The organism is Aetokthonos hydrillicola CCALA 1050 (genome assembly GCF_017591665.1).
Taxonomy (GTDB): Bacteria; Cyanobacteriota; Cyanobacteriia; order Cyanobacteriales; family Nostocaceae; genus Aetokthonos; species Aetokthonos hydrillicola.
This window is the reverse complement of record NZ_JAAKGC010000002.1, coordinates 76436-102926: the sequence shown is the minus strand read 5'-3', so window position 1 is coordinate 102926 and position 26491 is coordinate 76436. Positions and strand designations below refer to the sequence as shown.

Here is a 26491-nt window from a genome sequence, read left to right as displayed (position 1 = left end):
TTCTGAATTCTGACTCCTTTAAATTTTAATGAACTGCGACAGCAGGTTGCTGCCAGCGTCCAACGACTTTACCAATCACTGCTAGTTCTTGCATCAAGCTGTCAAAACGGTCTGGTGTGAGAGATTGGGGTCCATCAGATAAAGCTTTGGGGGGGTTGGGGTGAACCTCGATCATTAAGGAATCAGCGCCTACAGCGATCGCCGCCATTGCCATTGAAGGAACATAAGCAGCCCAACCTGTGCCATGGCTGGGATCAATCATAATCGGTAAGTGAGTCAGGTTTCGCAACACTGGCACTGCTGATAGATCCAGAGTGTTTCTAGTGTACTGATTATCAAACGTGCGAATTCCGCGTTCACACAAAATCACATTCGGGTTTCCTGCTGCCAAAACATACTCTGCAGCCATTAACCAGTCTTCAATTGTTGCAGCCATTCCCCGCTTCAGGAGAACTGGTTTTGTGATTCGCCCAACTTTTTTGAGTAAGGAGAAGTTTTGCATATTTCTTGCACCTACTTGGACAACATCCGCAACTTCTGCGATCGCCTCCAAATCAGCAGCATCCATCACTTCTGTAATAATACCCAATCCCGTTACTTGGCGTGCCTTTGCCAACAGTTCCAAAGCACTCTCGCCGTGTCCTTGAAACGCATAGGGAGAAGTCCGAGGTTTGTATGCTCCACCGCGTAAAAATGAGGCTCCAGCCGCTTTAACTCGCTGCGCTGTCTCCACAATCATTTCTTCATTTTCTACTGAGCAGGGACCAGCAACAACTACTACAGGATGGTGTTCGCCAAAGACGACTCGTCCCAGAGGAATTTCAACCACAATCTCAGAAGCCTCCCCGTGACGAAACTGGCGGCTAGCTCGTTTGTAAGGCTTCTCAACCCGCAACACCTGCTCAATCCAAGGGCTAACTTCTTGAATCTGTCGTGCATCTAAATCAGCAGTTTCACCAACAAGACCGATGACTACTTTATGTTTACCGACGATTTTTTCTGGTGTTAGCCCCCAACCACTCAGTTCCTCGTTAATACGGTTTATTTCCGCTTCAGGGGAACCAACTTTCATAACTACAATCATGCTAAATACCCTGCTTAGTCGATTTATGAAGTTACTTGCTACTCGTGGTTAGTTGTTGAAGTTTCATACGAACTGATAACTACCAACAAGAGTAAAATATAGCGCTCAGGCATTTTGTTACTCATATAGAGTGTAAAAACTAAGCATAAATTTAAAATGAGTAATGTTGAAGCTATAAAATTTAAACTTCAACATTTCCTCTAAAAATCTACGCAACACTAAAGTCGTCAAAAATCTGAGCGCTGATAATTATACGTTTTTTTGCCGCGTTTCGCGCCAAACTGCAACCATTCTTCCCAAATTAGTGGTGAACTCACTCCAGCCCAACAAACTCCCGACGCTCTTTTCATCCCAAGAAGCAGAGAGAACCCCATAAGTTATTCCCACCACCCCTAAACCAAACAACCCCATATTCACCAGTAAAACGGCGACGTGAGGCAGTTTAATTTTGGCATAGACCAGGAGTACATAACTAATAATCAGGGTGCTAATACCCAAAGCTGTTGGTATACCACAGAAAGCAGCGACTCGCCGAACCATCCTTTGGCTAACGACTTTAGGGATAGCCATTTCTTCTTTAGTAAAAGGTGGCTTTTTCTGATCTTTTACTTTTGGTTCGGACTTAGTGACTGGTGGTTGATTTTTTGCTTGTCGTGGTTTTTGGCGCTTTTTGTTTGGTTCAAAAGGCAAACGATTGCGTTCAGATTCACTAGACATAGGCGGTAGTTCTATCCACGTATGCCGAGACGACCAATCAAAGCTTGATAATGTTCTCGGCTATCCTTTTGAATATACGATAGAAGGCGCTTGCGCTGACCAATTAGCTTCAACAATCCTCTCCGGGAGGAATGGTCTTTTTTATTGGCTTGGAGATGTTCGCTGAGGCGGTTAATCCGCTCCGTCAGCATAGCAATTTGGACATCAGCCGAACCGGTATCGGTTTCGTGAACTTGGTAGTTGGAAATTATTTCTATTTTGCGCTGTTGCGTAAGAGCCATGATCCAATTAATTTTTTTCTAGTTTATGCAGCAGTCTCTCATGTTATCACAGCCATTATGTTCTGTGCTGAATTAGCTCACATGCACTATACAACAAGGAATGCAGCAGGTAAAAGCGCGAAATATCGGCTAGATGCGGTCACAGTCACTATCCCTTGCGTAAAAACAGTAATATCACGCTAGTGATTGTATACTGATCAACATTATAATGCTGAGTATAAAGATCCTCATTTGTGTTGTGTAATCATAGTTGTGTTAGCGTGGCGTCCCAGGCGTCACGTTTTTTGTTTCTTATATTTTTGTTCAAATTTCGATGGGTACAGTACCTACTGTAGTAAGATCTGTGCTGCAATAATTTCATCAGAGTTTGACCGCAATAATAATGCCACTCGCCCAGTTCAGCTTAGTAATAGTCACATCATTTCGACTCTCTAGTGTGGCAATTAGCGAGACTACTTTAGCTTCGTGACCATTAGGCCAATTAGTTTGTTGCAATAATGGGAGCATCCCAATGAGTGCAAAAAGACTGTAGTGGTAGCCGGAAAGCTCCCGCTACATTTTTTCCGGACAAAACAGGACAACCTTTGTCCTAGGTTAGGTGTTTAACACCAAGGTCAGGATACAAAAAAACGAGCCTGTCCGGAAATGTCCGGGTATTTCAAGGAGTTGGCAGGCTCGTTTTTTTGAAGGTTGTCCTGTTTTGTCCAGGGTTCCCCCCACCCTACTTTATTACAGAAGCGGGCAGGATGCCCGCACTACAAAATAACATAAATTTACACATTTGGGATGCTCCTAACATAATATTATTCATCGCCTGATAATCTCAACTTTTCAGCCATTACTATGAATCGTGACAAAGTGAAAAAGCAGCCAGATTCTTCTCGAAAAACAGGTATCTTGCCCAGGTCAATTGGAAGAATATTTAATATTATTAGAACAGAGCTTTCCCCACAAGGAGAGCGTCAATATGTTAGAAATTTTCAATTCTCAAAAAAAAGAACCAGAACATCTCTAAAATTCTTGCTTGTATTATTAATTGTGCCCATCATAACTCATTACGTATCCAAGCAAGTTTTAGTAAACCCTATAGTAGACAAAATTAGAGGTGAAAATACATTACAGATTTTCCTAAACAAAAAAATGGAAGATGAAGCTCTCGAGGAATTGACTACTTATCAAAAACAACTAAGATTTCAAAGCCTTCTCCATAAGGCACCTAGTCTCTCACAAGATGCTCTGCAAGAAAAACTCAAGGAAAAAGCAAGTGAGCTAGCCAAAGAGTTTAGAGAGAAAAGTAATAACTCCATCAGCAATGTATTTGCTGATTTGGTATCACTAACTGCCTTTGCTGTAATAGTCGCTAATAGTAAAAGAGAAATTGCAATTCTCAAGTCATTTATGGATGAAATTGTCTATGGTATTAGCGATAGTGCCAAAGCTTTTTTCATAATTATGTTCTCAGATATATTTGTAGGTTACCACTCACCAGATGGTTGGGAGGTAATTTTGGAAGGATTTACAGAACATTTAGGGTTGCCACCAAATAAAAGCGTGATATTTATGTTTATCGCGACCTTCCCTGTAATATTAACCTCTATCTTTAAATATTGGATATTCAACTATCTGAGTAAGTTGTCTCCTTCAGCATTAGCTACATTAAAAGAAATGGACGAGTAAATAAATAACAAGCTACTCAAAACGCCTAACATCAAAACCCTGTAACCCTTCCGGTTCTTCATACTCTACTACGACATCTTTAACCACAGCAGCAGGTGGCCCTTGATAACACCAACGTATCATTTCTTCTACCACCTCGCGGCTACCTTCAAAAACTGCTTCTACTCGATTATCTGGGAGATTTCGTACCCAACCGCTTAATCCCAACTGGCTAGCTGTGTCCACAGTGGCATAGCGATAGCCTACGCCTTGGACTTTTCCAGCAATAACTACACGGGCGCGGATTTGCTTTGACTGTGGTGCAGGTTTATGCATTTACTGGTCAAGTCTTGAGGTTTTCTAGCCTACTCTGTTTATTATGCCCTAGAGAGTGCCTCATTCGAACAACTTTAACCAAAATGCTTATCCACCCTATATTTAGGCTACATTTTTGTAAATACAAGTTTATAGCACGAAGGCTGAAAACTAAACAAAATTTTAAGTTTTTTGATTTTTAATTCTACAAATTGTTATAAAATGTTCATATTTGTTTAAATTTCAAAACAAGGGAGCAGGTAACACAGTTATCAGTTACCAGTTATCAGTCAAGAATAGTGTGTTTATCGGAACGCGAAACACCCCACCATACGCCTTGATCACTGATAACTGTTTACTGTTCACTGATAACCCCTGCTCCCTGCTCCCTGCTCCCTCTCAATTATGACAAACCTACCACCACTTAATACGGAAACTATTTGGGCAATTATCAATGAACAAATTGACGATGCTACAGTTAACCAGTTAGTTTGGCACTGTTTGGGTTACCGCTATGACTCATCATCTCAACAGTGGGACAGTACAGAAGTATCTCCAGAATGGCAACAGGAGTACCCTCAACCACCAGATTTTATTGACAGTCGTCCTGCAACAGTCAAGCTAACTCGTTCAATTCCGCCAGAAAATAAACAGTTACTCAAAGAGCAACTGGGTTTCAAAGGTTACAAAATTGGTGAATTTGGTCCTCGACAAACTCGTAGGGCTACAGCGGCTAATTGGTTATTAAGTTATATGCGACAAAATCTTATCAGCAAAGAACAGGGAACGGGGAAATCATAAGTACTGGTAAAAGCTCACTGAAAAGCTGGCAACCAATATATGGAGAAAATGTCAATTGCTCCACCCACAAGGTTATAGGCTTTCAATCAATACCCATTACCTAAAGTGTTATGCACCTAAAATTTTCTCAAGATATTAAGTCATTATTGCAACATCTAGCAGAAAAACCTCTAACTCTGGGTGATGTTATTTCCGAAACCTCAGAACGGGGTTTTAGCTTAGTGATTGCATTATTAGTGTTACCATTTTTGATACCCACGCCACCTGGCTTAAGCACTCCTCTTGGTGTAGCTTGCTTATTGATGTCAGGACAGATGGCTTTGGGGCGTCGGACACCATGGCTACCGAAAAAAATTGCCCGCATCAAATTCCCTAATTGGTTTGCTCAAACACTGTTGCAGAATCTACAACGTGTAACCAAAGTTCTAGAAAAAATCTCGCGCCCGCGTTTTGAGAAAGTTGCTGAAAATCGATTAACTTGGCGGTTCAATGGTATTTGTCTGACTTGGTTAGCAATATTACTAATGTCGCCATATCCTCCCGCTACAAACCCTATTCCTGCGGCGGGAATGTTACTGTTGGCGGTTGCAACTATAGAATCTGACGGCATATTGATGTGTATAGGCTATCTAACCACCGTTTTGAATAGCTTGTTTTTCGGTTTTGCCTTTTACCTTTTATATACAGGGGCTACCTATTTGTTACCTAATTTTTTTCGATAAACTAATAACTCTTAGCGGCTATTTGACTTGAGGCAGCGATACTAATCTATTGTTATGTTTTGTTAATATTTCTTTCTTTAGAAGGAGGTAATAACCAGTTAATTATTTCCGTAGAGCGATTGGCTAACCTTGTCTTGAACCCCGAAAATATTAAGTAATAGATAAGCTTAATTGAACGTAACTTTTTCATGAAAAATTGCTGGTAAACAAATGCATTTAGTAATTTCTCATGTCCAGTAGTTATCTTCGTTTAAGCATATCTGTTATTTACATAGTTTTACTTTTGTGCTAATTATATGGCAAAGCCAATCGAATTTAATTTATTTGCACCTTACAACAAAGCAGCTTCTTTAAAAGGTTCTTTTTCAGATTGGGAAGAAATCCCAATGAAAAAGGGAAATGATGGTTATTTTCGCACAACTGTTGAACTAGAAGACGGTGTTTATCAATATAAATTCCGTGTGCAGTCAAAATCTTGGTTTTTCGAACCAGATCAATGGGTTGATGTAACCGATCCATACGCGACTGATGTTGATGGATTAAGCGGAACAGATAACAGTGTCGTCACAATAAAAGATGGAACACGGATTGTCGATACCCACGTTTGGAATCATGATGATAAACCCTTACCAGCTGATCATGAACTAGTAATATATGAAATGCACGTTAAAGACTTTTCAGGTGGTGAGGATGATCCTTATGCACGAGGAAAGTACAAGCATGTCATTGAAAAGTTAGATTACATTACTGAACTGGGAATCAACGCTATTGAGTTAATGCCAGTTAAAGAATATCCAGGCGATTATAGTTGGGGTTATAATCCTCGTCACTTCTTTGCCACAGAATCCACTTATGGAGCTACGGCAGGGTTAAAAGCGTTAATCGACGAGTGCCACGCTAGAGGCATTCGTGTGATTATGGATGGTATCTATAATCATTCAGAAGCATCGGCTCCTTTAACACAAATCGACCACGATTATTGGTACCACCACTCTCCCCGTGATCCTGGTAATAACTGGGGACCAGAATTTAATTACGAATTCCATGACGAGAAGTTAGATACCTATCCTGCCAGAAAATTTGTTGGTGATGTTGTTCGTTATTGGATTGAAGAATATCACATTGATGGTATTCGCTACGATGCAGCACGGCAAATTGCTAACTACGACTTCATGCACTGGATCGTATCAGAAGCCAAAAAAACTGCTGGTATGAAGCCTTTTTACAATATTGCTGAGCATATTCCAGAAACTACCAGCATTACCAATGTAGATGGTCCCATGGATGGGTGTTGGCACGACAGTTTCTACCATGCAGTTCTTGCACATATTTGTGGCGATCGCTTTGAGTTAGAAGAACTCAAAGATGTCATTGATTGTAAACGTCAAGGTTTTCTGGGTGCTACCAATGTTGTCAATTACTTGACAAATCATGACCATGAGCGATTAATGACAGAGTTAGGTAATCGCAGTATCTTAGATGAGGAAGCCTTTAGAAGAGTTAAGCTAGGTGTTGCTATACTCATGACGGCGGTTGGTGTCCCTTTAATTTGGATGGGTGAAGAGTTTGGTGAGTACAAGCCAAAAACACAAGAATCCGCCAAAATTGATTGGACATTACTAGGTCAAGACTTGAATCGAGGCTTATTTGAATACTACAAAGGTTTAACAACCTTGCGTAAAGAAAATCATGCCCTTTACACAGAAAACATCGACTTTATCCACGAAAATGCAGATGCAAAAGTCCTAGCTTACAGTCGTTGGAATGATGAAGGTTCTCGTGTTGTGGTAGTGGCTAATTTCTCGGAAAATTTCCTAGCTGGCTATCAAGTTCCTAACTTCCCCGCTGGTGGCACATGGCACGAATGGACTGGCGATTATGATGTAGAAGCAGGGGATGATGGAATTATGACTGACATTGGACCATACGAAGCCAAGGTTTTTGTCTGGCGTTAATTATTACGGGATCATTCCTTTAGGTGCCAAAACCTTGATAGCCCTCATCCCCTCACCCCTTCTCCCAATTGTGGGAGAAGGGGAACTAGAACTATTTCATTTTTCCCTCTCCCAAACTTGGGAGAGGGTTAGGGTGAGGGTAAAGTGATGTTTGACAGCTTGTCTTTTGACTATATAAGCCTTCAAGATTAAGAATTATCAAGGAGATTCGCACGAGGATAGCTTTATGAATCGGTTCCAGCGATTCATTCTCAGCTTTGGTATTGCCGTTATACTTACCTGCTTTCTTATCTCTCTACCCTCATACTCGTCCACGACAAGCACAAACAAAATGACGGTGAGTGACTTTAAGTCGGGGGTAGAAAAAATGGTAACCGGTAATTACCAGGGAGCAATTCCTGATTTGACTCAGGCGATCGCAAACAACAGCGATGTTGGTGCTGCTTATAGTAATCGTTGTCTTGCTTATCTTCAGATTCAAGATTATCAGAATGCGATTGCGCAGCGCAGTGGCGAAACGCCGATCGCCGATTGCAATCAAGCGCTCAAAAAAGCACCTAATAACGCTGAGGCTTATCTTAACCGAGGTCTTGCATATTACAGACAAGGAGATTATTCATCTGCCATTGCCGATTACAATCAAGCGCTCTCTCTTAAAGTATATGATTTCCGAGCCTACTACAACCGAGGGTTAGCAAACGCTATGTTGGGGAATTATCAGCAGGCGATCGCAGACTATAATCTCGCATTGAGCCAAATTTCCCAAGATCCCCTGCTACTAGCAGATATTTATAATGACAGAGGATTAGCTCATTTCGATTTACACAACTTCCAAGCAGGTATGCTTGACTTTTCAAAAGCAATTCGCCTAAACCCTAAAGATTATAGAGCTTATTTCAATCGGGGTTGTGCCTGTGGTAAACACGGCGATAACTTTGGAGCAATAGACAATTTTTCTCAAGTCATCCGGCTTAACCCAAGCAATGGGCAAGCCTATTTTAACCGAGGGGTAGCTTACCATCAACTTGGTTACGAACAAGCTGCAATAGCGGACTTACAACAAGCAGCGCAACACTTTGAACACCAAGGACAAAAACCTGCTAGTGAAAAAACTCTTGATTTAATCAAGATTGTACAACAAGAAATCCCATCGCACGTAGAAACTGCTCTTGCTTTTTGAAACTCAAAAGTAACAGGAAAGTAGCACCTATGAGCTTCTCCAGCAAAAGTATAGAGCATCGAGAACAAGAACAGAAAGTTTTAAGAACTTTTCTGTTTTTTAGCTTTATAAGTTCAGTTGTGCTGCACACTGTGGTACTTACCCTTTTTAGTTTTTGGTTTAGAACACCTAAACTTGAACAACAGCCAATTGAATTGATCCTTATCGATCCACCTAGTCTTCCACCAGCAAAACCAAAACTAAAGACGAAAATAAAAGTTCCAACAGATAATGACCATAAGTCTGATACCCGTCAGTCAATAAAAAAAATCCCAGCACAAAAAACTGGCGGTTTTGCACCTTCGTCTCGATCAACTGCTTCTGTTGTGGCGATCGCTCCATCGCCATTGGTTATTTCTAAAAAACCGTCCCAGCCAAATACATACAAACAAATTCTCACAAAGCCAGCGAAAGTAGTTGAAACTCCCAAACTACCGCCAAACCCTATTGCGACTGTACCACCGAAAGTAGTTGAAAACCCCAAATCACTCCCAACACCTATTGCGACTATACCACCGAAAGTAGTTGAAACTCCCAAACTACCGCCAAACCCTATTGCGACTGTACCGCCTAAAGTAGTTGAAAACCCCAAACCACTCCTAACACCTATTGCGACTGTACCACCGAAAGTAGTTGAAAACCCCAAACCACTCCCAACACCTATTGCGACTGTACCGCCTAAAGTAGCTCACACACCAAAGCAAGTTAGTACACCAACTCCAAAACCAACAATAACCTCTGATCTCGTTGCTCCTATCCCATCGTCTTCATCATCAGAAATTACTAAGAATAGTATCCACCAGCTAGATAATCCTAATGGAGTCAGTACGCGTAAGAACACTGCTCTTGCTTCAGGAAATACGGAAAGCAATCGAACCCAGGGATCTCGAAATAGCTTGAAAGTAGCTACAGATTCTCACCATGGTAATGGCTCTTCTAGCAGTTTAAGCAATGGAGGCGAAGGTTCTGGAAATAGCTTGAAAGTAGCTACAGGTTCTCAACATGGTGACGCTTCTTCTAGCAGTTTAAGCAATGGATCCGAGGGTTCTGGAAATGGCTCGAAGGTAGCTACAGGTTCTCAACATGGTAACGGTTCTCGAATAAGATCAGGTACTAGTGGTGCAGTTTGCCGTCGTTGTCCTAAGCCTGATTACCCCCGAGGATCTGAAAATTTAGAAGGTCGAGCGGTTGTGGAAATTGAGATTGATAAGGATGGGAATGTAATTAGTGTAGAAATTGTCAAATCTACTGGGCACGATAATCTTGATCAAGCTGTTCTTGAAACAGTCAAAAAAAAGTGGAAGTTTGCGTCATCAGAAAATAAACAGCGTGTGAGAGCAGCAGTTAACTTCGCAATGACAGGTTCAGACTTCTATCATCAAGCTCGTAAAAGAGAACACGAGACCCTCAAAAAATAAGCTGTAGACCGTGAAATCCTGTTAATAAGTAAAACGTGCCACCATAGACCCCAGAAGTCAAGCCAAATTCTAAATGACTCCATTCCATAGCTTGACCATAGAGAAAATAACTACCCATTGCCTACTTTTGATAGCAACAGCGATCGCCATTCTCTGTATGGGAACAAAAGGACAGATGGTTGGATTTTGGGATGGTTGTGTGGCTTATGCGATCGCTTTGGGCTTTTGCTGTGGGCTAATCATTAAATTACTGATATTAACATTTGAGGCGTTTCGTCTGCTACAAGAAATTCGTAGTTATCCTCATATTGAGTTACAAAAGTTATCCGCTCGTATTATCAATACAGATGATATATTCATAGCTCAAGTTGGATTTTTGCATCCGGAATTGGTTGCAACTCAAGGGTTATTATCGGTTTTGGATGCACCACATCTACAAGCTGTCCTGTTACACGAACAAGCCCATTACTATTATCGAGATACTTTTTGGTTTTTCTGGCTCGGTTGGCTCCGTAGTTGTACAAACTGGCTACCGAATACAGATATTATACATTCAGAGTTAATAGCATTAAGAGAATTACGTGCTGACCGTTGGGCAGCAAATCATGTTGATTCGCTGTTGTTAGCCGAGTCTTTATTGCAAGTAGCTAGAGCGCCGGTCAAGTACTTGTACTTGACGTTAAATCCAACATATGCATGTTATGTAAACTAAACTTTTAGGGACCGAGTTTTAATGCGATCGCCCTTAACTAGACTTAAAAATTGAGCTAGAAATAGACGTTTTGTCCTAACTCACATAATTCTGTTTTTGTCAACACTTTCTACTCGACCGGCGCTCTAGTTATTCATCCAACTTTCTCGAAAAAAAAGGGGGAATAGCAGAAACTTCTACTTTCTACGCCCCGTCATATCTGAGTGCCAAATTCTGTGTCTCGTTTTATGAAGTGAAATCTTCCAGTCATTTTTTAGAAAGAATAGAGGCTTTACTTGCACAACCACAGGATTTATCGTCGCCTAGTTGTTACTGGTTTTGGATAACTTTGAGTTTGGCATTTCTCCCTCTAATAATTGTGCCTTTTCATAGAAACTAGGGTGTAGGGTCACAAAGAGGCAGGGGATCTGCTAGCAACTACCGTTGTCGCCATTGGTGCTAGTCTTTCATCTTTCTGGATTATTGTTGGTAAGGGAGATCCAATCAATAAAATGCGCCCGCCGTGTAAGAGCCCTTTGGGCTGGGACAACCGCACCGACCACGTTTCGGTTAACTGATAAATTAGACGGCTTGGCATTTTATTTTCACAGAAGAGCCTAAACAAACTTTCAGGTAATGGATCACCCCACCCCTTCAAAGAGGGCAGAAGCTTAATATGATGGTTTATACCTGAAAGGAAATGTCTTCTGCCCTCTACCCTCTGACTTCTCAAAACCTATTTTAGTTGAAATGCGGTGTACTGACCTCCTAGACCCTCGACAATTGTCTTGGTATTAGCAGCCAGCATATGTTGATAAGTATCACCTTCGCTACCAGCTTCTCCCAATCCATCGGCAAAGATTTCCCTGTCTGATACTTTCACATTCGCTTCCTTTGCAACTGTCTCAATTAACTTAGGATTAATGGAGAGTTCCGCAAAAATTGTCGAAACTTTAGCTTTCTTAACAGTTTCAACTGTCTGTTTTACCTTGGCAGCTGTAGGTTTTTCTTCAGTACTGATACCCTCAAGTGCTGCAACTGGAATCCCGTAAGCTTTAGAGTAGTATCCCAATGCATCATGGGTTGTGACTAGTGTCCTCGATGCTGGAGGAATTGTATTAATCTGCGATTTAATCCAACGATCAATCTGGGTTATTTCCGTTATTATGGCTTTGGCATTTTTGGTATAAAGGGCGGCATTCTCAGGAGCAACTTTTGCGAGATTACTTTCAATCACCTCTACCATTCGAATACCGTTTTGAGCATTGTGCCAGACGTGCGGGTCATTCTCAACTTTGCCATCTTCTTCAAATTTTTGCGGGTTAGGAACTGCCACTTCATCAACGGCAATTTTTGGTGCAGGATTTGATGTGGCTTTAATTAATTTAATTAAACTTGGTTCAAAGTTATAACCCCCGTATAGTATGAGTTTTCCATCCTCAATGGCTTTGCGGTCTTCGGGAGTGGCTTGATAGATGTGAGGATCTGACCCAGCCTTAATCAAACAAGTCAGATCAACAGTATTTACTGCGATTTGTTTGGTCAAATCACACAAAACAGTATTAGTCGCTACGACCTTTAAACCCTTACCAACAACAGCAGCACTAGTGTTAGTATTTTTCGCCGGACTAGTATCAGGGGTAGAGGAGCTATTTTCACTGGTAGATGGGGGAGACTGACCGCAGGCACTAAACAAGCCTAATATCAGAGCAAAAGCTACAGCTTTGCATGTTCGATTAGTTTTAATGTACATAATTAAACACCTAAAATTGTAATTTTCAAACAGGAGAGAATGATAATCATTATCATGATATAGTCATTAGTGTTATTATTTAAATTTGTTATGCTGCAAGTTCAACAATTAGCCGTCGATTATCGGGGTGTGCGGGGAATAGACAAAGTCAGTTTTCGTATTGAACCAGGTCAACTGGTCGGAATTGTTGGACCTAACGGAGCAGGTAAAACCACGCTACTCAAAGCAATGCTGGGTTTAATTCCCAAAATCAGTGGTTCTGTCGAATATTGCACCTACTCTCTACATCAACAATTAGAAAAAGTTGCCTATGTACCACAGCGCAGCCAAATTGACTGGGACTTCCCAATTACTGTTTGGAATGTCGTAATGATGGCTCAAACTCGCTCATTGGGCTGGTTTCGTAGTCCTGGTCAAGCAGTCCAGAAAATAGTCAAAGCGGCTTTAGAGCGAGTCGAAATACAGCATCTTCAACATCGCCGCATCGGGGAATTATCTGGTGGACAGCAACAACGAGTGTTTTTGGCGCGTGCTTTAGCTCAGCAAGCTCAACTGTTCTTGCTTGACGAACCATTTTCTGGAGTGGATGTTAAAACTGAAAAAATTATTCTAGGGATTTTTGACGAATTGCGATCGCAAGGCAAAATCTTGTTAGTCAGTAATCATGATTGGGGACAGGCTTTGACACGCTTAGACCGATTACTGTTATTGAATCAACAGCTAATTGCAGATGGTTCACCGCAACAAGTGATGACTAAAGAAAATTTGCAACGAGCTTACGGTACAAGCTTACGAAATCCAGTGACGACTCCACACACCTCCCCTCCGGGGTAGGTGTGGGCTTCTCAAGAGAAGCGCGTCATTAGCTTGAGTAGCCCGACATGCAAGGGTTACTACGTTTAGCCAGAATATATAGGTACTCCGGGGTATAGGGTTAGCAACCCATGTTCTAGCTCCGTGACAATACGGTTAAGATTAAACATTCCTACAGGGAGAGGGAAAGTGTCTTTAACGCAAAACCTGGTTAAACATTAGCAAAGGACACCACCCGTAAGGGTCGAACTCATTACTAGTTCAAAAACATGCTCGTATTGGTTATCAACAAACACGGACAGCCGTTAATGCCCACAACTCCAAGAAAAGCGCGAATCCTTTTACAATCAGGCAAAGCCAAAATTGCAGGAAGAGATCCGTTTACAATTCAGTTGATTTATGGCAGCAGTGGTTACAAACAACCTATTTCATTAGGGATTGATGCTGGCTATAAACACGTCGGGTTTAGCGCTATTACTGAGAAAGAAGAATTGATAGGTGGAGAGGTAGAACTTTTAGATGGGGTGTCAGAGCGCATCATCGAAAAAAAGAAATATCGTAGAACCCGCCGCAATAAATTACGCCATCGTGCCAAACGGTTTGACAATCGTAAACGTAATAAAAACTGGTTAGCTCCATCAATTCAACACAAACTAGATACCCATTTGCGGTTTGTAGAACGTGTTAAATCTAGGCTACCTATCACCAAGATAACGGTAGAAACAGCCAAGTTTGATATCCAGAAAATCAAAAACCCAGACATTCAAGGGGAAGGATACCAACAAGGAGAACAGCTTGGCTACAGAAACTTAACAAACTATATTCGTCACAGAGACGGGTACAAGTGTCAAAACCCTGATTGCAAAAATAATCTGGCTGATAAAGTTCTTCAAGTTCACCATATTGGCTATTGGAAGAATCCGCCAGATAGAAGCAATCGACCCAGTAACTTGATTACTCTTTGTGATAAATGCCATAGCTCACCCAATCACAAAAAAGGAAAGCTTCTGCACGATTGGCAACCAAAAGTTAAATCATTTAAAGCAGAAACTTTCATGTCTACTATCTACAAGCTAATACTTGAAGATCTAGATGCAGAGCAAGCTTTCGGCTATGAAACGGATTTCAAGCGGGAAGAGTTAGAGCTTACAAAAAGTCACCACAATGATGCTTTTATTATTGCTGGAGGTGAATTACAGCAAAGAATAGAAGCTTTAATGATTGAACAAATTCGTCGTCATAAAAGGTCAATGGGACAGTTTTACGACGCCAAATATATCGATAAGCGTACAGGAGAAAAAGCCAGTGGTTCTATCTTGAATTCTGGTAGACGTACCCGCAACAAAAACTTAAATGGAGAAAACTTGAGAGTTTATCGGGGCTTAAAGGTTTCCAAGGGTCAACGACGCATCAAAAAGCAACGTTATCGTTACAATCCCAACGATTATGTGATGTTTGAAAACAATATTTATCGAGTTGTTGGAATGCAAAACTTAGGAACTGGCGTTAAGTTAGCCAACTACCCTGGTGTTGCAAACAAAGTTGTTAATGTCAACAAAGTTCAGCCCATTAAAAGGAGAACTGGTCTATGTGTCCGTGCATAGTTTGGCAATTCCGACGCTCGTTCGCCTTTGGCGTCTCCCCTTGGGAGAGGACTCGAAGAGAGCTCCGCTATCACCCATCCCGCTTCCTCGCTCCCGCGTTGGTCAACTTTGGTCGGGGATGGCTTCGTCATTGCCCCAAAATTCATCTCACATCTGAATCCGGTACTCCGGATTCAGATGTGAGGCTTCTTTTGGTGCTAGCTAAATCAAGATCCGGATACGGCGTTATTCTGTTAAGTAGCCGTCATGAACTGCGTACACCAGAACAGATCTCCCGCAAGGACTCTGACCTAGGAAAATAGTTTTCCAGACATTTCCCGAACAAGTTAAAAGGATCAGGAACAAATGCTCGATTGGCTATTACAACCGCTAGGGTATGAATTTATGCGAAATGCGCTCGCAATCGGTATCCTTGTCGGTATTCTTTGTCCAGTAATGGGGAGTTACCTGATAGTGCTGCGGATGACGCTTCTTGGTGATGTGATTGCTCATAGCGTCTTACCTGGGCTTTCTATCTCATTCTTCTTGGGGATAGATATCTTGATTGGTGCTTTTTGTTCTGGCATTTTTAGTTCCTTGTTAATTACCTGGATTCGTTCTCAATCTCGAATTAAAGTAGATGCGGCAATGGCATTGACTTTTTCAAGCTTTTTTGCTTTGGGGGTCACACTAATCACAGTACTAAAAAATAAACTTGACCTAGATAGTTTCTTGTTTGGGGATATTTTAGGAGTGACGCTGCATGATATTGGGCGAACACTTATCATTACTGTGATAATTTTGTTACTAATCAAGCTGTTTTATAAAGAGTTATTATTTTACGTTTTTGATAAAACAGGATCTCAGGCAGTCGGGTTGCCCACTAACGTCATATATTTTGGGTTTATGGCAGCAATTACGCTGACGATCATTGCTAGTATGCAGGCAGTAGGAGTTATTTTAGTCATTTCCTTGCTTGTTGGACCAGCCCTAAGTGCCTATCTTCTGGTCAATGAGCTACACCACATGATGGGATTAGGAGCAATAATTGGGGTATTTGCTAGCATAACAGGCGTGTACCTAAGTTATTACTGCAACATTCCATCTGGACCTGCAATTGTCCTAGTGTCGTGTGTTTTATTCTTGGTAGTGTTGTTGTTGAGTCCATCTCAAGGAATTCTAACTCGTTCAAGTCTAGCAAAAAACCTTGCAAGGATTTTTGGTCAATTAGGATTCTTAAAACGCAGGAAATGAGAATTTTTTGAGATGGAACTCTTAGCAGGGGGAGCAGGGGCTTGCTGACAACAGTTAGCAATCCACCAATTCAGGTGTTTGGTTAAGGATTTGGCTACGGATAGAGATGAAATCTAGGTATGCAGGTGAATTTAATTTATCTGTCGTAAAGGCGGCAACATTATGACAATTTTGAAATGCTAATTTGATCCTAAAGTGACGCTCCACTGCTCCACGAATAGCGTCTCCACCCATCATTCGCAATAATTGAGCACGTGCTTGTTCGCTTGGTGGTGGAACTTGATGATTTGCCCACTCTTCACCTCGGACGATACGTTCAGCAAGACCTTCTACAACGCCCCAAGCATAAGGCAGTGAATGTCTAATGGTTTGGACAAACTCTTTTTCGTCAACTTTATCCGCTTTGGCTTGCTCAATTAGATGCTCGCTTACATTCAATGACATAATTATTCTGTCCTTGTTTCGATTTTACGGTCAAGTTTCAATTGATTGAATCCAGTTGCCAATGAGAATGATAATCATTAACTTACTAACAACAGGAATATTGTAAACAAAAGTAATATTATGAGAACGACCTAACCAAGATATATTTCAAGACTCATGCATGATTGACTTCTGAAAATGATAATGATTATCATTATAATATAAATTAAATCGTAGAAAGATTTTAACTATGGCTAATACTGTGACAACAAATGTAGTTCCTGTAACTGTTCTTACAGGGTATTTGGGAGCCGGTAAAACCACACTCCTAAATCGTATCCTGACCCACGAACACGGCTTGAAGGTCGCCGTGATCGTCAACGAGTTTGGAGAGGTCGGCATTGACAACAAGCTAGTGATCGATGCGGATGAAGAAATTTTTGAGATGAACAACGGCTGCATTTGTTGCACTGTACGAGGCGACTTGATTCGGATCATTAGTAATTTGATGCGGCGGCGGGACAAGTTTGACCATCTGGTTATTGAAACGACTGGATTGGCTGACCCAGCGCCAGTGATTCAGACCTTCTTTGTTGATGAAGATATGCAACGTCTGTTATCTCTAGATGCGGTGGTAACAGTTGTCGATGCTTTTCACATACACCATCACTGGGATGCGGACGAAGCGAAAGAGCAAATTGCTTTTGCTGATGTGGTTTTACTCAATAAGACTGACTTAGTCACACCGGAACAATTGGACGAGTTAGAAAGGCGCATCCGCGTAATGAATGCGATCGCCAAAATTTATCGAACCCGGAATGCTGAAGTAGAAATGGATGCACTTTTAGGTGTGAGAGCATTTGACCTGAGCCGTGCTTTGAAAATTGACCCCTATTTCTTGAGCGAAAATGCGCATGAACATGACGAAACCGTCTCTTCTGTTGCTTTGATAGAAGAAGGCAAATTAGATATGCAACAGTTAAACGAATGGCTGGGATATTTGTTGCAAAGCCAAGGAGCAAATATCTTCCGAATGAAAGGTATTCTCAACATTGCTGGGGAAGATAACCGTTTTGTATTCCAAGGGGTGCATATGCTGTTTACTGGAACAGCAGACCGTCTGTGGAAACCAGGGGAACAGCGTAAAAATGAACTCGTGTTCATCGGTCGAAATCTTGATGCAAATCAACTGCGGGAGGATTTTTTAGCGTGCGTGGTTTAGGTGGTAAAAGTTTTAAGAGATTTCGACAAGACTGGCATGGCACACTTTCAGATTATGTCAGTGCAATCACTTGGTCTCCGACTGGTCAATTCTTTGCCGCTAGTTCTGTTGCTGGGGAGGTTGTGCTGTGTTATTCACCCTCGGGTAACCTAGTAACTTTGCATGAACCGACAGACAAATCCGTGGATTGTCTGGCTTTTTCTCATGATGGACAGTTTCTCGCATCTAGCGGACAAGATGGTAAGGTAAACATTTGGCGAGCAGATCAACTCATTACAACTTTAGAAAACGCTCCAGCTTGGGTTGATAAACTCGCTTGGAATCCCACTAATTATTTGTTAGCTTTTAGCATTGGACGTTCTGTTCAAGTTTGGGATGTTATCAATACAAAGAGTGCTATTGTTCTGAATTTTGATACTTCTTCAGTACTGAGTATTGATTGGCGTGACGATGGGCAGCACTTAGCAATTGGTGGTTTTCAAGAACTCAAGATTTGGAATAGCCAAAACTGGAATTTGGAACCAGATATTATTAAAATTCCTTCTGCTAGTCTTGCTCTCGCCTGGTCGCCTGATGGCAAATACCTTGCCTCTGGTAACATGGATCGTACTATCACCGTTTTCGAGTGGAAAAGCCCCGATCCTTGGGTGATGCATGGTTTTCCAGGAAAGATTCGCCACCTCTGTTGGTCAACAGCTAAGACTAAACTAGGTGTCTGTTTATTAGCTTGCGCAAGTGAGCAGAGCATTTTTGTGTGGGAAAAGCACTCTGATGAGTCAGTCGGTTGGAAAGATCGAGTATTAACTAGTCATATTGATATAGTTGAAGCGATCGCCTTTAGAGCTAACAGTTTTCTTCTTGGTTCCGCTGGTTCCGATGGCTCGTTGTGTTTATGGCAATCTTCTAAGCAATTATCCCAGGTTCTCCAAGGTGCGCCAAATGGCTTTTCTCAACTTGCTTGGCATCCTCAAGGTAACCAAATTGCTGCTGGAGGTCAACATGGAGAATTGCTTGTGTGGTCGCAAGGTACTGCTGGTGAGGGATTCAGTCGCCTTTAGCTAAGAACTATGACAACACAAGCAAATCAACTTAAACGGTTCACCCAATTTCAACTTGTCAACATGCGTGAGAAAGTTGCACGTAATCGTTGGTTTTTTTCCACCGGATCGTAGGACAGCGATCGCACGAGTCAAATGATGATCATTTTAGTTAAGTTATATGTTGCCTGAAAATTCAACTACCGATAAGCCATTGAACTGCTTCCAACGTCCTCGTCGTCTGCGTCAAACTGCAACGCTGCGACGGATGGTGCGGGAAACAATTCTGAGTGTGGATGATCTAATTTATCCGATGTTTGTCACTGAAGGTGAAGAGCAAAAAGTAGAAATTGCTTCCATGCCAGGCTGTTATCGATATTCTCTAGATTTGTTGCTTAAAGAAATAGCAGAGGTGTCTAGATTGGGAATTAATGCGATCGCGCTTTTCCCCGTCATCCCCGAAAATAAAAAAGATGACACAGGCAAAGAAAGTTACAATCTAGAAGGATTAGTACAGCAAACCGTCAAAGCCATTAAACAAGCAATTCCAGAAATTGTTGTCATCACTGATGTTGCCCTTGACCCCTTCACCACTCATGGTCACGATGGTTTAGTGGATGAAAATGGCACTATCCTAAATGACCCCACTGTAGAAGTGCTAGTAAAAATGGCACTGTCTCAAGCCGCAGCTGGAGCAGATTTTGTTGCACCCTCCGACATGATGGATGGTAGAGTTGGCGCAATTCGCCAAGCGTTAGATGCAGAAGGTTATATCAATGTAGGTATTCTGGCATACTCCGCCAAGTATGCTTCTGCTTACTATGGCCCTTTTAGGGATGCTTTGGACTCTACCCCCAAATTTGGCGACAAAAAGACTTATCAAATGGATCCAGCTAACGCTAGAGAAGCACTAAAAGAAATAGAACTAGATATTGCTGAAGGTGCAGATATGGTCATGGTCAAGCCTGCTCTAGCTTACTTAGATATCATCTGTCAGGTAAAAGAAACTACAAATTTACCAGTTGCAGCCTATAACGTCAGTGGCGAATACGCCATGATTAAAGCCGCCGCGCAAATGGGTTGGATTGATGAAAAACAGGTAATTTTAGAAACCTTAACCAGCATGAAACGCGCTGGTGCAGATTTGATTCTGACCTACTTCGCCAAAGAAGTTGCGTTGATGTTGCTTTAAGTAAGCGACTGTTAACCAATGACTAATAACTAATAACTAATAACTAATGACCAAAAAAATTGACTTAGCTATCGTCGGTGCAGGTCCTCACGCTCTGACCTTAATTACCCATCTGCTGCAAAAACGGCAGTCTATGAGGACTAGATTCTCAGTGTTTGATTCCAGTGGTATGTGGATGAGTCGGTGGAAGCGGCAATTTGCAGCTTTGGAAATTCCTCATTTACGTTCTCCCGCAGTTCATCATCCAGACCCCAACCCCTTTGCTTTAAGGAAATTTGCCGAATCTCGTCCGCGTGAGTTATTTGCCCCCTACGATTTTCCAGGAACTCGATTATTTGAGGATTTTTGTCAGGAAGTAATTAAAGTTTGGCAGTTACAAGACCAAGTTATTCCTTTAGCAGTGAGGAGTATTGAACCCTTATGTGATTTTGTACGTTCTCAATTTCGCCTGTGTTTGCAAGACGGACAAGAAGCCATCGCACGGAGGGTAGTTTTGGCAACTAATAGCGCTCAAATTCAAATACCTGATTGGGTAAACCAGATTCAGACAGCCTACCCTCCAGATAGACTTTACCACTCACAAACAATTGATTTACGAAAATTACAGTTAAGGAGTAAGAGGGTATTAATTGTTGGTGGTGGGTTGACAAGTGGACATTTGGCAGTAGGTGCAATTTCTCGCGGTGCGAAGGTGCATTTGCTGCTTCGGCGAAACTTAGCAGAAAAGTTGTTTGATGCTGAAGCAGGTTGGTTGGGGCCGAAGTACCTCAAGGATTTTTTTGCTCAGTCAGATTGGCAACTACGCTTTACCATGATTCAGCAAGCTAGAAATGGTGGGTCGATGACACCGGCGATCGCTACTCAACTACGGCGACAAGTGCGTAGTGGTAACATCAGAATTGACGAAAACTGCCAAATCATCAAAGCCCAATGGTTGGGTGAGAATTGGTGTGTTCAATGTAGTGACGGTAGCCAGCATGAGTGTGATTATATTTGGCTTTCGACTGGCACTAAATTTGATGTCACCACTGAACCTTTATTAAAAGATATTCTCAAGGCTTACCCTATTCCCATCGTTAAGGGTTTGCCAGTTTTAGATACTTGTCTGCGTTGGCCTGGCTGTGAATTGTTCATTATGGGTGGGATAGCAGCCTTACAAGTAGGGCCGACAGCTAGAAATTTATCAGGTGCAAGGATGGCCTGTGAAAAAATCGTTCCAGCGATTGTCAAGCCCAGTGTAGCTCTTTCCCACACGTTCAGTGGACTACAAGCAAGTTGAGCAAAAACGGGCGTTGCTGAACTGAAGTATTAAATTGAAAAATTCGCTTTTTCTTTCTTCTTACTCTGGAGCGCCTCTGCGTGAAATAAATTCATGCCCCTAATCAGCAACGCCCTATCTTTTTTCCATCGAGATTGCACCATCAAACTTTTTTTACGCTATTATGATAATGATTCTCATTCTTTTGAAATAAAGGGCGTACTACCCCAAAAAATGAAGCAGTTTAGAAGTGTTAAGTGAGTGATAGCTGATTTAGTTAATAGTTATTCATAAATTCTAGGACTATTAACTAAATTTATTAATCTATATCAATCAAAGAAAAAATAATGACTCTATCGATTCGTCTCGATACAGATTCTGCTGCTCAATTGGTTTCATCTTTATCTACTCAGCAGTTACCAACTGTCACAGAAGCAGAAATGGTGCAGGCTGTACGTACTTTGCTAATTGGATTAGGAGAAAAGCCTGATAGAGAAGGGTTAATAGATACTCCTAAGCGAGTTGTCAAAGCTTTGCAGTTTCTTACCAAGGGATATCATGAATCTTTGGGTGAACTGTTAAATGGGGCAGTATTTACAGAAGATGCCAATGAAATGGTGTTAATTCGTGACATCGATATTTTCAGTTCTTGCGAACATCATATCTTACCGATTATTGGTCGCGCTCATGTTGCCTATATTCCTAATGGCAAGGTGATAGGATTATCTAAAATTGCCCGCATTTGTGAAATGTATGCCCGACGTTTACAAGTGCAAGAACGTCTCACCCTACAAATTGCTGATGCGCTGCAAGGTTTACTCAAACCTCAAGGGGTAGCAGTGGTAATAGAAGCAACTCACATGTGTATGGTGATGCGTGGCGTACAGAAACCTGGTTCTTGGACTGTAACTAGTGCAATGCGTGGTGTGTTTTCAGAAGATGCGCGGACTCGTGAGGAGTTTATGAATTTAGTGCGCCACAATGCTAGTTTTCACTCTTAAGTTTCGGATAGAGTAGATGTTTATTTATCATCTGCTATGTAGAGACGGGGATTTTCTTGTCTCTAGTTCTTAATTTAGTAATTTTACTCACACGTCGCAAAGAACCTTTTTATCCAAATGATTATCATTACATTGTATGTCTGTACCAAAGATTATTGTTGTTGCTGGTTCATCTGGGGCTGGAAAAACTACCTGGGTTTGTCAACAGATGCGAGATGTCGCCGATGTTGAGAAAATAATTTATTACAGCCCTGGTACTGGGACTGTTCCCGTTGACCAAACCCGCATAGCTTCTGAATTTCCTGATTTACAGGTCTTTAGTGATATTCAACAAGCCGAATTTCTCAACCAAATACCCTCTTCAGATGCAGTTTACATTGAGTGGGGATTTTATCTGGAGTTGGGATCCATAGCACAATTATTAGATAATCTGACTTACCGTACCGTAGCAGTTCTACCATCCGACCTCAAAGACTCGGAATATCACCCTTGGGCGAACGAGATTGTACGCGGCGCACCAACCCAAACCAGTAATGCTGAAAGTTTATGGCGGGCGGCAAGCAATGGTCAAGTTATTGACGAAAACAGTTTAGAGGAATTTTGGTACGAAATCACCCACGGTGCTTACGGTATTGTCACCCGCGCCAAAGGCATTTTTGACGTGAACGATGGACGGTCACTTTACTGTGATTTTGTCGCTGGCGTTCCCCAAACAGACTTTTTGGAATTAGACCTACCGCGCTACTTGGAAGGTAGACCTCAGCGTTTCAGTGGCTTGGAAGTGGTAGGAAAAAACTTGGATAAAGCAACTTTAAGGCAAACTTTATCAGATTGCTGTTTATCTGACGCTGCGATTTTGCAATACCAACAACAAGTAAAAGAGATTTTATTAGAGGGGAAACAAGTGTGAAAATAGCCGTTATTTCATGTATTCATGGCAATTACGAAGCTTTAGACGCTGTATTGCTAGATATCGACCAGCACTCATGCGAAAAAATCTTTTGTGTTGGCGATTTGGTAGGATATGGGCCGGATCCCAATGCAGTTGTAGCTCAAATTCGTGCTTTAGATATTCCCACCTGCGCTGGCTGTTGGGATGAAGATATTGTGGAAGGTTTGAACGCCTGCGATTGCAGCTATCCCTCGTTATTGGCAGAAAAAAGAGGAATACAGGCTCATGAGTGGACTAATAAAGAAATCCATCCAGAAAATCGGGAATTTTTAGCCCAATTACCCTACAGTCTGAAAGAGGGCAATTTAGCTTTTGTTCACGGTAGTCCTCATAGTAACCATGAGTATTTGTTACCTGAACTAGACGCTTTTGTGGCACTAGAGCGAGTAATGTCCACAGATTCAGATGTGCTTTTTTGTGGTCATACCCATGTGCCTTACGCCCGAACTCTTGATGCTGGACAGTTACAAGTTCGTGTTGGAAAAGGAGAAAAATCACAGGAAATCAGCTTTACATCTCCTCTCAAACGGATTGTGAATGTGGGTTCAGTGGGAGAACCCAGACATGGACGACCGAATGCTACTTGTGTAATTTACGACACAGACACCCAAGAAATTAAACTACGCGAAGTAGCTTACGACTACCAAAAAACCTGTGCAGCGATTATTGAAAAAGGTTTACCTGCAATTTTTGCTTGGCGTTTAGCAAATGGGCTGGAGTATGCAGAAAGAGCAGATGACCCAACTCATGTGTGTACACGGTAATCTCTCTCCCTCCTCCCTCACAGGTGTAGGTTTTTTACAGATACATCTAGGAGGGGTGAGACTAGGTAGACCTGGGGGAGAAGGAGGACAAGGAAGAAACAGCAAATTCAAGTATATGTACTGAATATGAGTAAAAAAAACATCCTTGTCTACTTTCCTTCCTTGTCCTCCTTGTCTTGCCAACACCCAGGTGTAAAAAACCTACCCTTGTGAGTTCCCTCCTCCTCCTCCTCTTCCTCCACGATCCTTTGGGCTTTCCTTGGCGTCCCTCTGCGTTGAAAAAATAACTATGAATAAATGGGCAATTTTAAGTGGAATTGAAGCTAACTTGGCAGCTTATGAAGCCGTAATAGCAGATATTAAGCGACAGGGTAATAGCGTAGAAGCTTTGTATATTTTAGGTGATTTGGTAGGGCCAAGACCAGAAGCCGAGAAGTTCGTAGAACGAGTGCTTAACCCACGTCTGGGAGAATTAGAACCACTGATTTGTAAGGGATGGTGGGAAGAACAGTGTTTGATTTTGCATGGTCTGGGTCCGACTGGGAATGCTCCTGAACTGATGGCAAAATATGGCGGTGATACAGCAAAACTACTGTGGGATAGTGTATCGCGTAAGACTGTGCAATGGTTGCGATCGCTCGATTTTGGTTTTTTTGAATTAGATTGTTTGTTAATCCACGGTTCAACGGTAGGTGTAGATGATGAACTAACCCCAGAAACTCCCCCAATTCAAATGCTTGATAGACTTTCAAGGATGCAAGCAAATAACTTGTTCTGCGGTCGTTCTGGTTTAACTTTTCAGTATCAGTTGCAAAGTGGTTCCATCACGAGTGCATTAACTACCCTTGATAACCAAACATCTCCTCAAACTGTCGCTGTTACACCGCGTCAAGTAATTGGGGTTGGGAATGTGGGACGGACACCAGGTCAAGCAACTTATACTCTCTACAACCCTGGCACGAATCAGGTGGAATTCAAGACTGTTTATTACGGCAATAGTAAGGGATTTCAAAGCCAGCGCCAAGTTACAGAATCGAAATTTCGCGTGTAATCAATTGTGAAGGCGATGGTGTATATATTGCCAAGGCAGAGGTTTCTAGCGACTGTTAAGAACTTCTGCATCGGAGACTATAACCTCCAAAGCAGTAATTTAACAGATAGAGAGACAACTGGCGACTAAAATTTTGAAACTTAAGGAAGATTGAATTGATTATGAATCAACTAACAGCACCAACTTCAAACGAAAGTTTTGATATTTCCAAACAAGGAATGCCTGTTACCATTATCACCGGATTTTTGGGCAGTGGGAAAACAACACTACTAAATCAAATTCTCAAAAACAAACAAGATTTAAAAGTTGCCGTACTTGTAAATGAGTTTGGTGATATTAACATAGATAGCCAATTGCTAATTTCGGTAGATCAAGATATGGTCGAACTGACTAATGGCTGTATTTGCTGCACAATAAATGATAATTTAGTCGATGCAGTTTATCGAGTTTTAGAACGAGAAGACCGCATTGATTATCTAGTCATTGAAACCACTGGTGTTGCTGACCCATTACCAATTGTCTTAACTTTCTTGGGTACAGAGTTAAGGGATTTAACAAATCTCGACTCGATTCTTACAGTAGTAGATGCTGAGACATTTGATGAAGAACACTTCCATAGTGAAGCGGCTTTAAAACAGATTACCTATGGAGACATTATCCTTCTGAATAAAACAGACCTCGTAACTCCACAAAAACTTGAGGAAGTAGAAAATTTCATCCATAATGTAAAAAATGGTGCCAAAATTCTGCGTACCACACATGGAGAAGTGGCATTACCATTAATTTTAGGCGTGGGTTTAACTCCAACAGATGAGTATACTGCTAATGATGCAGAAACTCACGAGGATAAACACCACCATCATGACCATGACCATGAACATCATCATCATGACCATGACCATGACCATCATCATCACCACAAACATCACTCACATCATTTAGAAAATGATGGATTTGTTTCGATTTCTTTTCAAAGTGATAGACCATTTGATGCTCATAAATTTGAGAAATTTATCACCGAAGAAATGCCACAGGAGGTATTTCGATCCAAGGGCATTTTATGGTTTAGTGATAGCGAATTGCGCCATATTTTTCAACTGAGTGGGTCTCGCTATAGTTTGCACACTGATGAATGGCAGACTCCACCTAAAAATCAAGCAGTTTTTATTGGTAGAAAGTTAGATATTAGCCAAATTTACTCAAAACTTAATGAATGCTTGGTAGAGTTAAATAATGTTAAGCAATTGCCTGGTTTCGTTAATAGTTAAAAACGTATGGAGCGGATTTTTCTCTCGACAGTGGCTGAATATTGTAATGGTAATTTTTACT

Annotated in this window: 27 protein-coding genes and 1 pseudogene; 20 read left to right on the top strand and 8 right to left on the bottom strand. The window is 41.6% G+C overall.

The genetic code is table 11. The annotated features are described in order from the left end of the window. Positions 1 to 25: 25 nt before the first annotated feature. The 3 genes from aroF to rpsO all read right to left on the bottom strand — a co-directional run bounded on the left by aroF (position 26) and on the right by rpsO (position 2082). The gene (gene aroF, locus G4P69_RS01630; protein WP_208338275.1) at positions 26 to 1084 is read right to left on the bottom strand and encodes a 3-deoxy-7-phosphoheptulonate synthase; all 1059 of its coding nucleotides are present in this window, start codon (positions 1082 to 1084) and stop codon (positions 26 to 28) included. 249 nt (positions 1085 to 1333) lie between these two features. Beyond that, positions 1334 to 1801, bottom strand: coding sequence for a PAM68 family protein (locus G4P69_RS01625; protein WP_208338276.1), 468 nt, complete (start codon positions 1799 to 1801; stop codon positions 1334 to 1336). Between the two features lie 11 nt (positions 1802 to 1812). Next, positions 1813 to 2082 carry a 30S ribosomal protein S15 gene (rpsO, locus tag G4P69_RS01620; protein WP_208338277.1) on the bottom strand — a complete coding sequence of 90 codons (270 nt, stop codon included), beginning with the start codon at positions 2080 to 2082 and terminating at the stop codon, positions 1813 to 1815. 843 nt (positions 2083 to 2925) lie between these two features. Between rpsO and G4P69_RS01615 the strand changes: the two genes are divergently transcribed. Next, positions 2926 to 3759: a CemA family protein gene (locus G4P69_RS01615; RefSeq protein ID WP_208338278.1), complete on the top strand. Its 834-nt coding sequence runs from the start codon at positions 2926 to 2928 to the stop codon at positions 3757 to 3759. Between the two features lie 12 nt (positions 3760 to 3771). Here the strand turns inward: G4P69_RS01615 and G4P69_RS01610 are convergent, their stop codons facing one another. Next, entirely contained in the window at positions 3772 to 4074 is a 303-nt protein-coding gene (locus G4P69_RS01610; protein ID WP_208338279.1) for an acylphosphatase, read from the bottom strand. Positions 4075 to 4458: 384 nt separating this feature from the next. Here G4P69_RS01610 and G4P69_RS01605 point away from each other — a divergent pair, with 384 nt between their 5' ends. From G4P69_RS01605 to G4P69_RS01585, 5 genes are all read left to right on the top strand, one after another. Next, on the top strand, positions 4459 to 4854 hold the full coding sequence (locus G4P69_RS01605) for a DUF1823 family protein (RefSeq protein ID WP_208338280.1): 396 nt from the start codon (positions 4459 to 4461) through the stop codon (positions 4852 to 4854). Positions 4855 to 4964: 110 nt separating this feature from the next. Then, positions 4965 to 5576, top strand: coding sequence for an exopolysaccharide biosynthesis protein (locus tag G4P69_RS01600; RefSeq protein WP_208338281.1), 612 nt, complete (start codon positions 4965 to 4967; stop codon positions 5574 to 5576). Positions 5577 to 5872: 296 nt separating this feature from the next. Beyond that, positions 5873 to 7531, top strand: a complete 1659-nt coding sequence (locus G4P69_RS01595; RefSeq protein WP_208338282.1) for an alpha-amylase family glycosyl hydrolase — start codon at positions 5873 to 5875, stop codon at positions 7529 to 7531. Between the two features lie 226 nt (positions 7532 to 7757). Further along, positions 7758 to 8711 (top strand): tetratricopeptide repeat protein, encoded by a 954-nt coding sequence (locus G4P69_RS01590; protein ID WP_208338283.1) that lies wholly within the window; start codon positions 7758 to 7760, stop codon positions 8709 to 8711. 29 nt (positions 8712 to 8740) lie between these two features. Continuing rightward, positions 8741 to 10168 carry an energy transducer TonB gene (locus G4P69_RS01585; protein WP_208338284.1) on the top strand — a complete coding sequence of 476 codons (1428 nt, stop codon included), beginning with the start codon at positions 8741 to 8743 and terminating at the stop codon, positions 10166 to 10168. Here the strand turns inward: G4P69_RS01585 and G4P69_RS01580 are convergent. Next, positions 10167 to 10289 (bottom strand): annotated as a pseudogene (locus G4P69_RS01580) (cytochrome c oxidase subunit 3); the annotation flags it as partial. The gene G4P69_RS01585 and the pseudogene G4P69_RS01580 overlap by 2 nt on opposite strands. Between G4P69_RS01580 and G4P69_RS01575 the strand changes: the two are divergent. Further along, positions 10242 to 10880, top strand: a complete 639-nt coding sequence (locus G4P69_RS01575) for a M56 family metallopeptidase (protein ID WP_208338342.1) — start codon at positions 10242 to 10244, stop codon at positions 10878 to 10880. The pseudogene G4P69_RS01580 and the gene G4P69_RS01575 sit on opposite strands and share 48 nt — an antisense overlap. A 388-nt stretch (positions 10881 to 11268) precedes the next feature. Here G4P69_RS01575 and G4P69_RS01570 read toward each other — a convergent pair whose 3' ends face one another. Beyond that, positions 11269 to 11457: a hypothetical protein gene (locus tag G4P69_RS01570; RefSeq protein ID WP_208338285.1), complete on the bottom strand. Its 189-nt coding sequence runs from the start codon at positions 11455 to 11457 to the stop codon at positions 11269 to 11271. Between the two features lie 138 nt (positions 11458 to 11595). Next, complete coding sequence (locus G4P69_RS01565; RefSeq protein WP_208338286.1) at positions 11596 to 12612, bottom strand: metal ABC transporter solute-binding protein, Zn/Mn family; 1017 nt, start codon at positions 12610 to 12612, stop codon at positions 11596 to 11598. A 90-nt stretch (positions 12613 to 12702) separates the two neighbouring features. On the opposite strand from G4P69_RS01565, the gene G4P69_RS01560 reads away from it, so the two are divergent. From G4P69_RS01560 to G4P69_RS01545, 4 genes are all read left to right on the top strand, one after another. Further along, complete coding sequence (locus tag G4P69_RS01560; RefSeq protein WP_208338287.1) at positions 12703 to 13446, top strand: metal ABC transporter ATP-binding protein; 744 nt, start codon at positions 12703 to 12705, stop codon at positions 13444 to 13446. A 248-nt stretch (positions 13447 to 13694) separates the two neighbouring features. Further along, positions 13695 to 15029 carry an RNA-guided endonuclease IscB gene (gene iscB / locus G4P69_RS01555; protein ID WP_208338288.1) on the top strand — a complete coding sequence of 445 codons (1335 nt, stop codon included), beginning with the start codon at positions 13695 to 13697 and terminating at the stop codon, positions 15027 to 15029. Continuing rightward, positions 15014 to 15331, top strand: coding sequence for a hypothetical protein (locus G4P69_RS01550; RefSeq protein ID WP_208348180.1), 318 nt, complete (start codon positions 15014 to 15016; stop codon positions 15329 to 15331). The genes iscB and G4P69_RS01550 overlap by 16 nt, the downstream gene beginning before the upstream one ends. A 43-nt stretch (positions 15332 to 15374) precedes the next feature. Beyond that, the gene (locus tag G4P69_RS01545) at positions 15375 to 16262 is read left to right on the top strand and encodes a metal ABC transporter permease (RefSeq protein WP_208338289.1); all 888 of its coding nucleotides are present in this window, start codon (positions 15375 to 15377) and stop codon (positions 16260 to 16262) included. Between the two features lie 54 nt (positions 16263 to 16316). On the opposite strand, the gene G4P69_RS01540 is transcribed toward G4P69_RS01545, so the two are convergent. After that, positions 16317 to 16706 (bottom strand): SCO5389 family protein, encoded by a 390-nt coding sequence (locus G4P69_RS01540; protein WP_208338290.1) that lies wholly within the window; start codon positions 16704 to 16706, stop codon positions 16317 to 16319. Between the two features lie 229 nt (positions 16707 to 16935). On the opposite strand from G4P69_RS01540, the gene G4P69_RS01535 reads away from it, so the two are divergent. From G4P69_RS01535 to G4P69_RS01495, 9 genes are all read left to right on the top strand, one after another. After that, on the top strand, positions 16936 to 17907 hold the full coding sequence (locus G4P69_RS01535) for a CobW family GTP-binding protein (protein WP_208338291.1): 972 nt from the start codon (positions 16936 to 16938) through the stop codon (positions 17905 to 17907). Beyond that, positions 17895 to 18965, top strand: coding sequence for a WD40 repeat domain-containing protein (locus G4P69_RS01530; protein WP_208338292.1), 1071 nt, complete (start codon positions 17895 to 17897; stop codon positions 18963 to 18965). The genes G4P69_RS01535 and G4P69_RS01530 overlap by 13 nt, the downstream gene beginning before the upstream one ends. Before the next feature lie 160 nt (positions 18966 to 19125). Next, on the top strand, positions 19126 to 20136 hold the full coding sequence (gene hemB / locus G4P69_RS01525) for a porphobilinogen synthase (RefSeq protein WP_208338293.1): 1011 nt from the start codon (positions 19126 to 19128) through the stop codon (positions 20134 to 20136). 46 nt (positions 20137 to 20182) lie between these two features. After that, on the top strand, positions 20183 to 21415 hold the full coding sequence (locus tag G4P69_RS01520) for an FAD/NAD(P)-binding protein (protein WP_208338294.1): 1233 nt from the start codon (positions 20183 to 20185) through the stop codon (positions 21413 to 21415). Between the two features lie 326 nt (positions 21416 to 21741). Beyond that, entirely contained in the window at positions 21742 to 22395 is a 654-nt protein-coding gene (gene folE, locus G4P69_RS01515) for a GTP cyclohydrolase I FolE (RefSeq protein WP_208338295.1), read from the top strand. 136 nt (positions 22396 to 22531) lie between these two features. Beyond that, on the top strand, positions 22532 to 23305 hold the full coding sequence (locus G4P69_RS01510; protein WP_208338296.1) for a CobW C-terminal domain-containing protein: 774 nt from the start codon (positions 22532 to 22534) through the stop codon (positions 23303 to 23305). Then, the gene (locus G4P69_RS01505; protein WP_208338297.1) at positions 23302 to 24111 is read left to right on the top strand and encodes a metallophosphoesterase family protein; all 810 of its coding nucleotides are present in this window, start codon (positions 23302 to 23304) and stop codon (positions 24109 to 24111) included. The genes G4P69_RS01510 and G4P69_RS01505 overlap by 4 nt, the downstream gene beginning before the upstream one ends. Positions 24112 to 24400: 289 nt before the next feature. After that, positions 24401 to 25162, top strand: coding sequence for a metallophosphoesterase family protein (locus tag G4P69_RS01500; protein WP_208338298.1), 762 nt, complete (start codon positions 24401 to 24403; stop codon positions 25160 to 25162). A 161-nt stretch (positions 25163 to 25323) separates the two neighbouring features. Next, positions 25324 to 26430 carry a CobW family GTP-binding protein gene (locus tag G4P69_RS01495; RefSeq protein ID WP_208338299.1) on the top strand — a complete coding sequence of 369 codons (1107 nt, stop codon included), beginning with the start codon at positions 25324 to 25326 and terminating at the stop codon, positions 26428 to 26430. Positions 26431 to 26491: the final 61 nt, after the last annotated feature.

What these genes read in the sequence shown, in the direction of transcription:
- aroF (WP_208338275.1), bottom strand. Translation starts at nt 1,084, where the DNA reads ATGATTGTAGTTATGAAAGTTGGTTCCCCTGAAGCGGAAATAAACCGT.
- G4P69_RS01625 (WP_208338276.1), bottom strand. Translation starts at nt 1,801, where the DNA reads ATGTCTAGTGAATCTGAACGCAATCGTTTGCCTTTTGAACCAAACAAA.
- rpsO (WP_208338277.1), bottom strand. Translation starts at nt 2,082, where the DNA reads ATGGCTCTTACGCAACAGCGCAAAATAGAAATAATTTCCAACTACCAA.
- G4P69_RS01615 (WP_208338278.1), top strand. Translation starts at nt 2,926, where the DNA reads ATGAATCGTGACAAAGTGAAAAAGCAGCCAGATTCTTCTCGAAAAACA.
- G4P69_RS01610 (WP_208338279.1), bottom strand. Translation starts at nt 4,074, where the DNA reads ATGCATAAACCTGCACCACAGTCAAAGCAAATCCGCGCCCGTGTAGTT.
- G4P69_RS01605 (WP_208338280.1), top strand. Translation starts at nt 4,459, where the DNA reads ATGACAAACCTACCACCACTTAATACGGAAACTATTTGGGCAATTATC.
- G4P69_RS01600 (WP_208338281.1), top strand. Translation starts at nt 4,965, where the DNA reads ATGCACCTAAAATTTTCTCAAGATATTAAGTCATTATTGCAACATCTA.
- G4P69_RS01595 (WP_208338282.1), top strand. Translation starts at nt 5,873, where the DNA reads ATGGCAAAGCCAATCGAATTTAATTTATTTGCACCTTACAACAAAGCA.
- G4P69_RS01590 (WP_208338283.1), top strand. Translation starts at nt 7,758, where the DNA reads ATGAATCGGTTCCAGCGATTCATTCTCAGCTTTGGTATTGCCGTTATA.
- G4P69_RS01585 (WP_208338284.1), top strand. Translation starts at nt 8,741, where the DNA reads ATGAGCTTCTCCAGCAAAAGTATAGAGCATCGAGAACAAGAACAGAAA.
- G4P69_RS01575 (WP_208338342.1), top strand. Translation starts at nt 10,242, where the DNA reads ATGACTCCATTCCATAGCTTGACCATAGAGAAAATAACTACCCATTGC.
- G4P69_RS01570 (WP_208338285.1), bottom strand. Translation starts at nt 11,457, where the DNA reads ATGCCAAGCCGTCTAATTTATCAGTTAACCGAAACGTGGTCGGTGCGG.
- G4P69_RS01565 (WP_208338286.1), bottom strand. Translation starts at nt 12,612, where the DNA reads ATGTACATTAAAACTAATCGAACATGCAAAGCTGTAGCTTTTGCTCTG.
- G4P69_RS01560 (WP_208338287.1), top strand. Translation starts at nt 12,703, where the DNA reads ATGCTGCAAGTTCAACAATTAGCCGTCGATTATCGGGGTGTGCGGGGA.
- iscB (WP_208338288.1), top strand. Translation starts at nt 13,695, where the DNA reads ATGCTCGTATTGGTTATCAACAAACACGGACAGCCGTTAATGCCCACA.
- G4P69_RS01550 (WP_208348180.1), top strand. Translation starts at nt 15,014, where the DNA reads ATGTGTCCGTGCATAGTTTGGCAATTCCGACGCTCGTTCGCCTTTGGC.
- G4P69_RS01545 (WP_208338289.1), top strand. Translation starts at nt 15,375, where the DNA reads ATGCTCGATTGGCTATTACAACCGCTAGGGTATGAATTTATGCGAAAT.
- G4P69_RS01540 (WP_208338290.1), bottom strand. Translation starts at nt 16,706, where the DNA reads ATGTCATTGAATGTAAGCGAGCATCTAATTGAGCAAGCCAAAGCGGAT.
- G4P69_RS01535 (WP_208338291.1), top strand. Translation starts at nt 16,936, where the DNA reads ATGGCTAATACTGTGACAACAAATGTAGTTCCTGTAACTGTTCTTACA.
- hemB (WP_208338293.1), top strand. Translation starts at nt 19,126, where the DNA reads ATGTTGCCTGAAAATTCAACTACCGATAAGCCATTGAACTGCTTCCAA.
- G4P69_RS01520 (WP_208338294.1), top strand. Translation starts at nt 20,183, where the DNA reads ATGACCAAAAAAATTGACTTAGCTATCGTCGGTGCAGGTCCTCACGCT.
- folE (WP_208338295.1), top strand. Translation starts at nt 21,742, where the DNA reads ATGACTCTATCGATTCGTCTCGATACAGATTCTGCTGCTCAATTGGTT.
- G4P69_RS01510 (WP_208338296.1), top strand. Translation starts at nt 22,532, where the DNA reads ATGTCTGTACCAAAGATTATTGTTGTTGCTGGTTCATCTGGGGCTGGA.
- G4P69_RS01500 (WP_208338298.1), top strand. Translation starts at nt 24,401, where the DNA reads ATGAATAAATGGGCAATTTTAAGTGGAATTGAAGCTAACTTGGCAGCT.
- G4P69_RS01495 (WP_208338299.1), top strand. Translation starts at nt 25,324, where the DNA reads ATGAATCAACTAACAGCACCAACTTCAAACGAAAGTTTTGATATTTCC.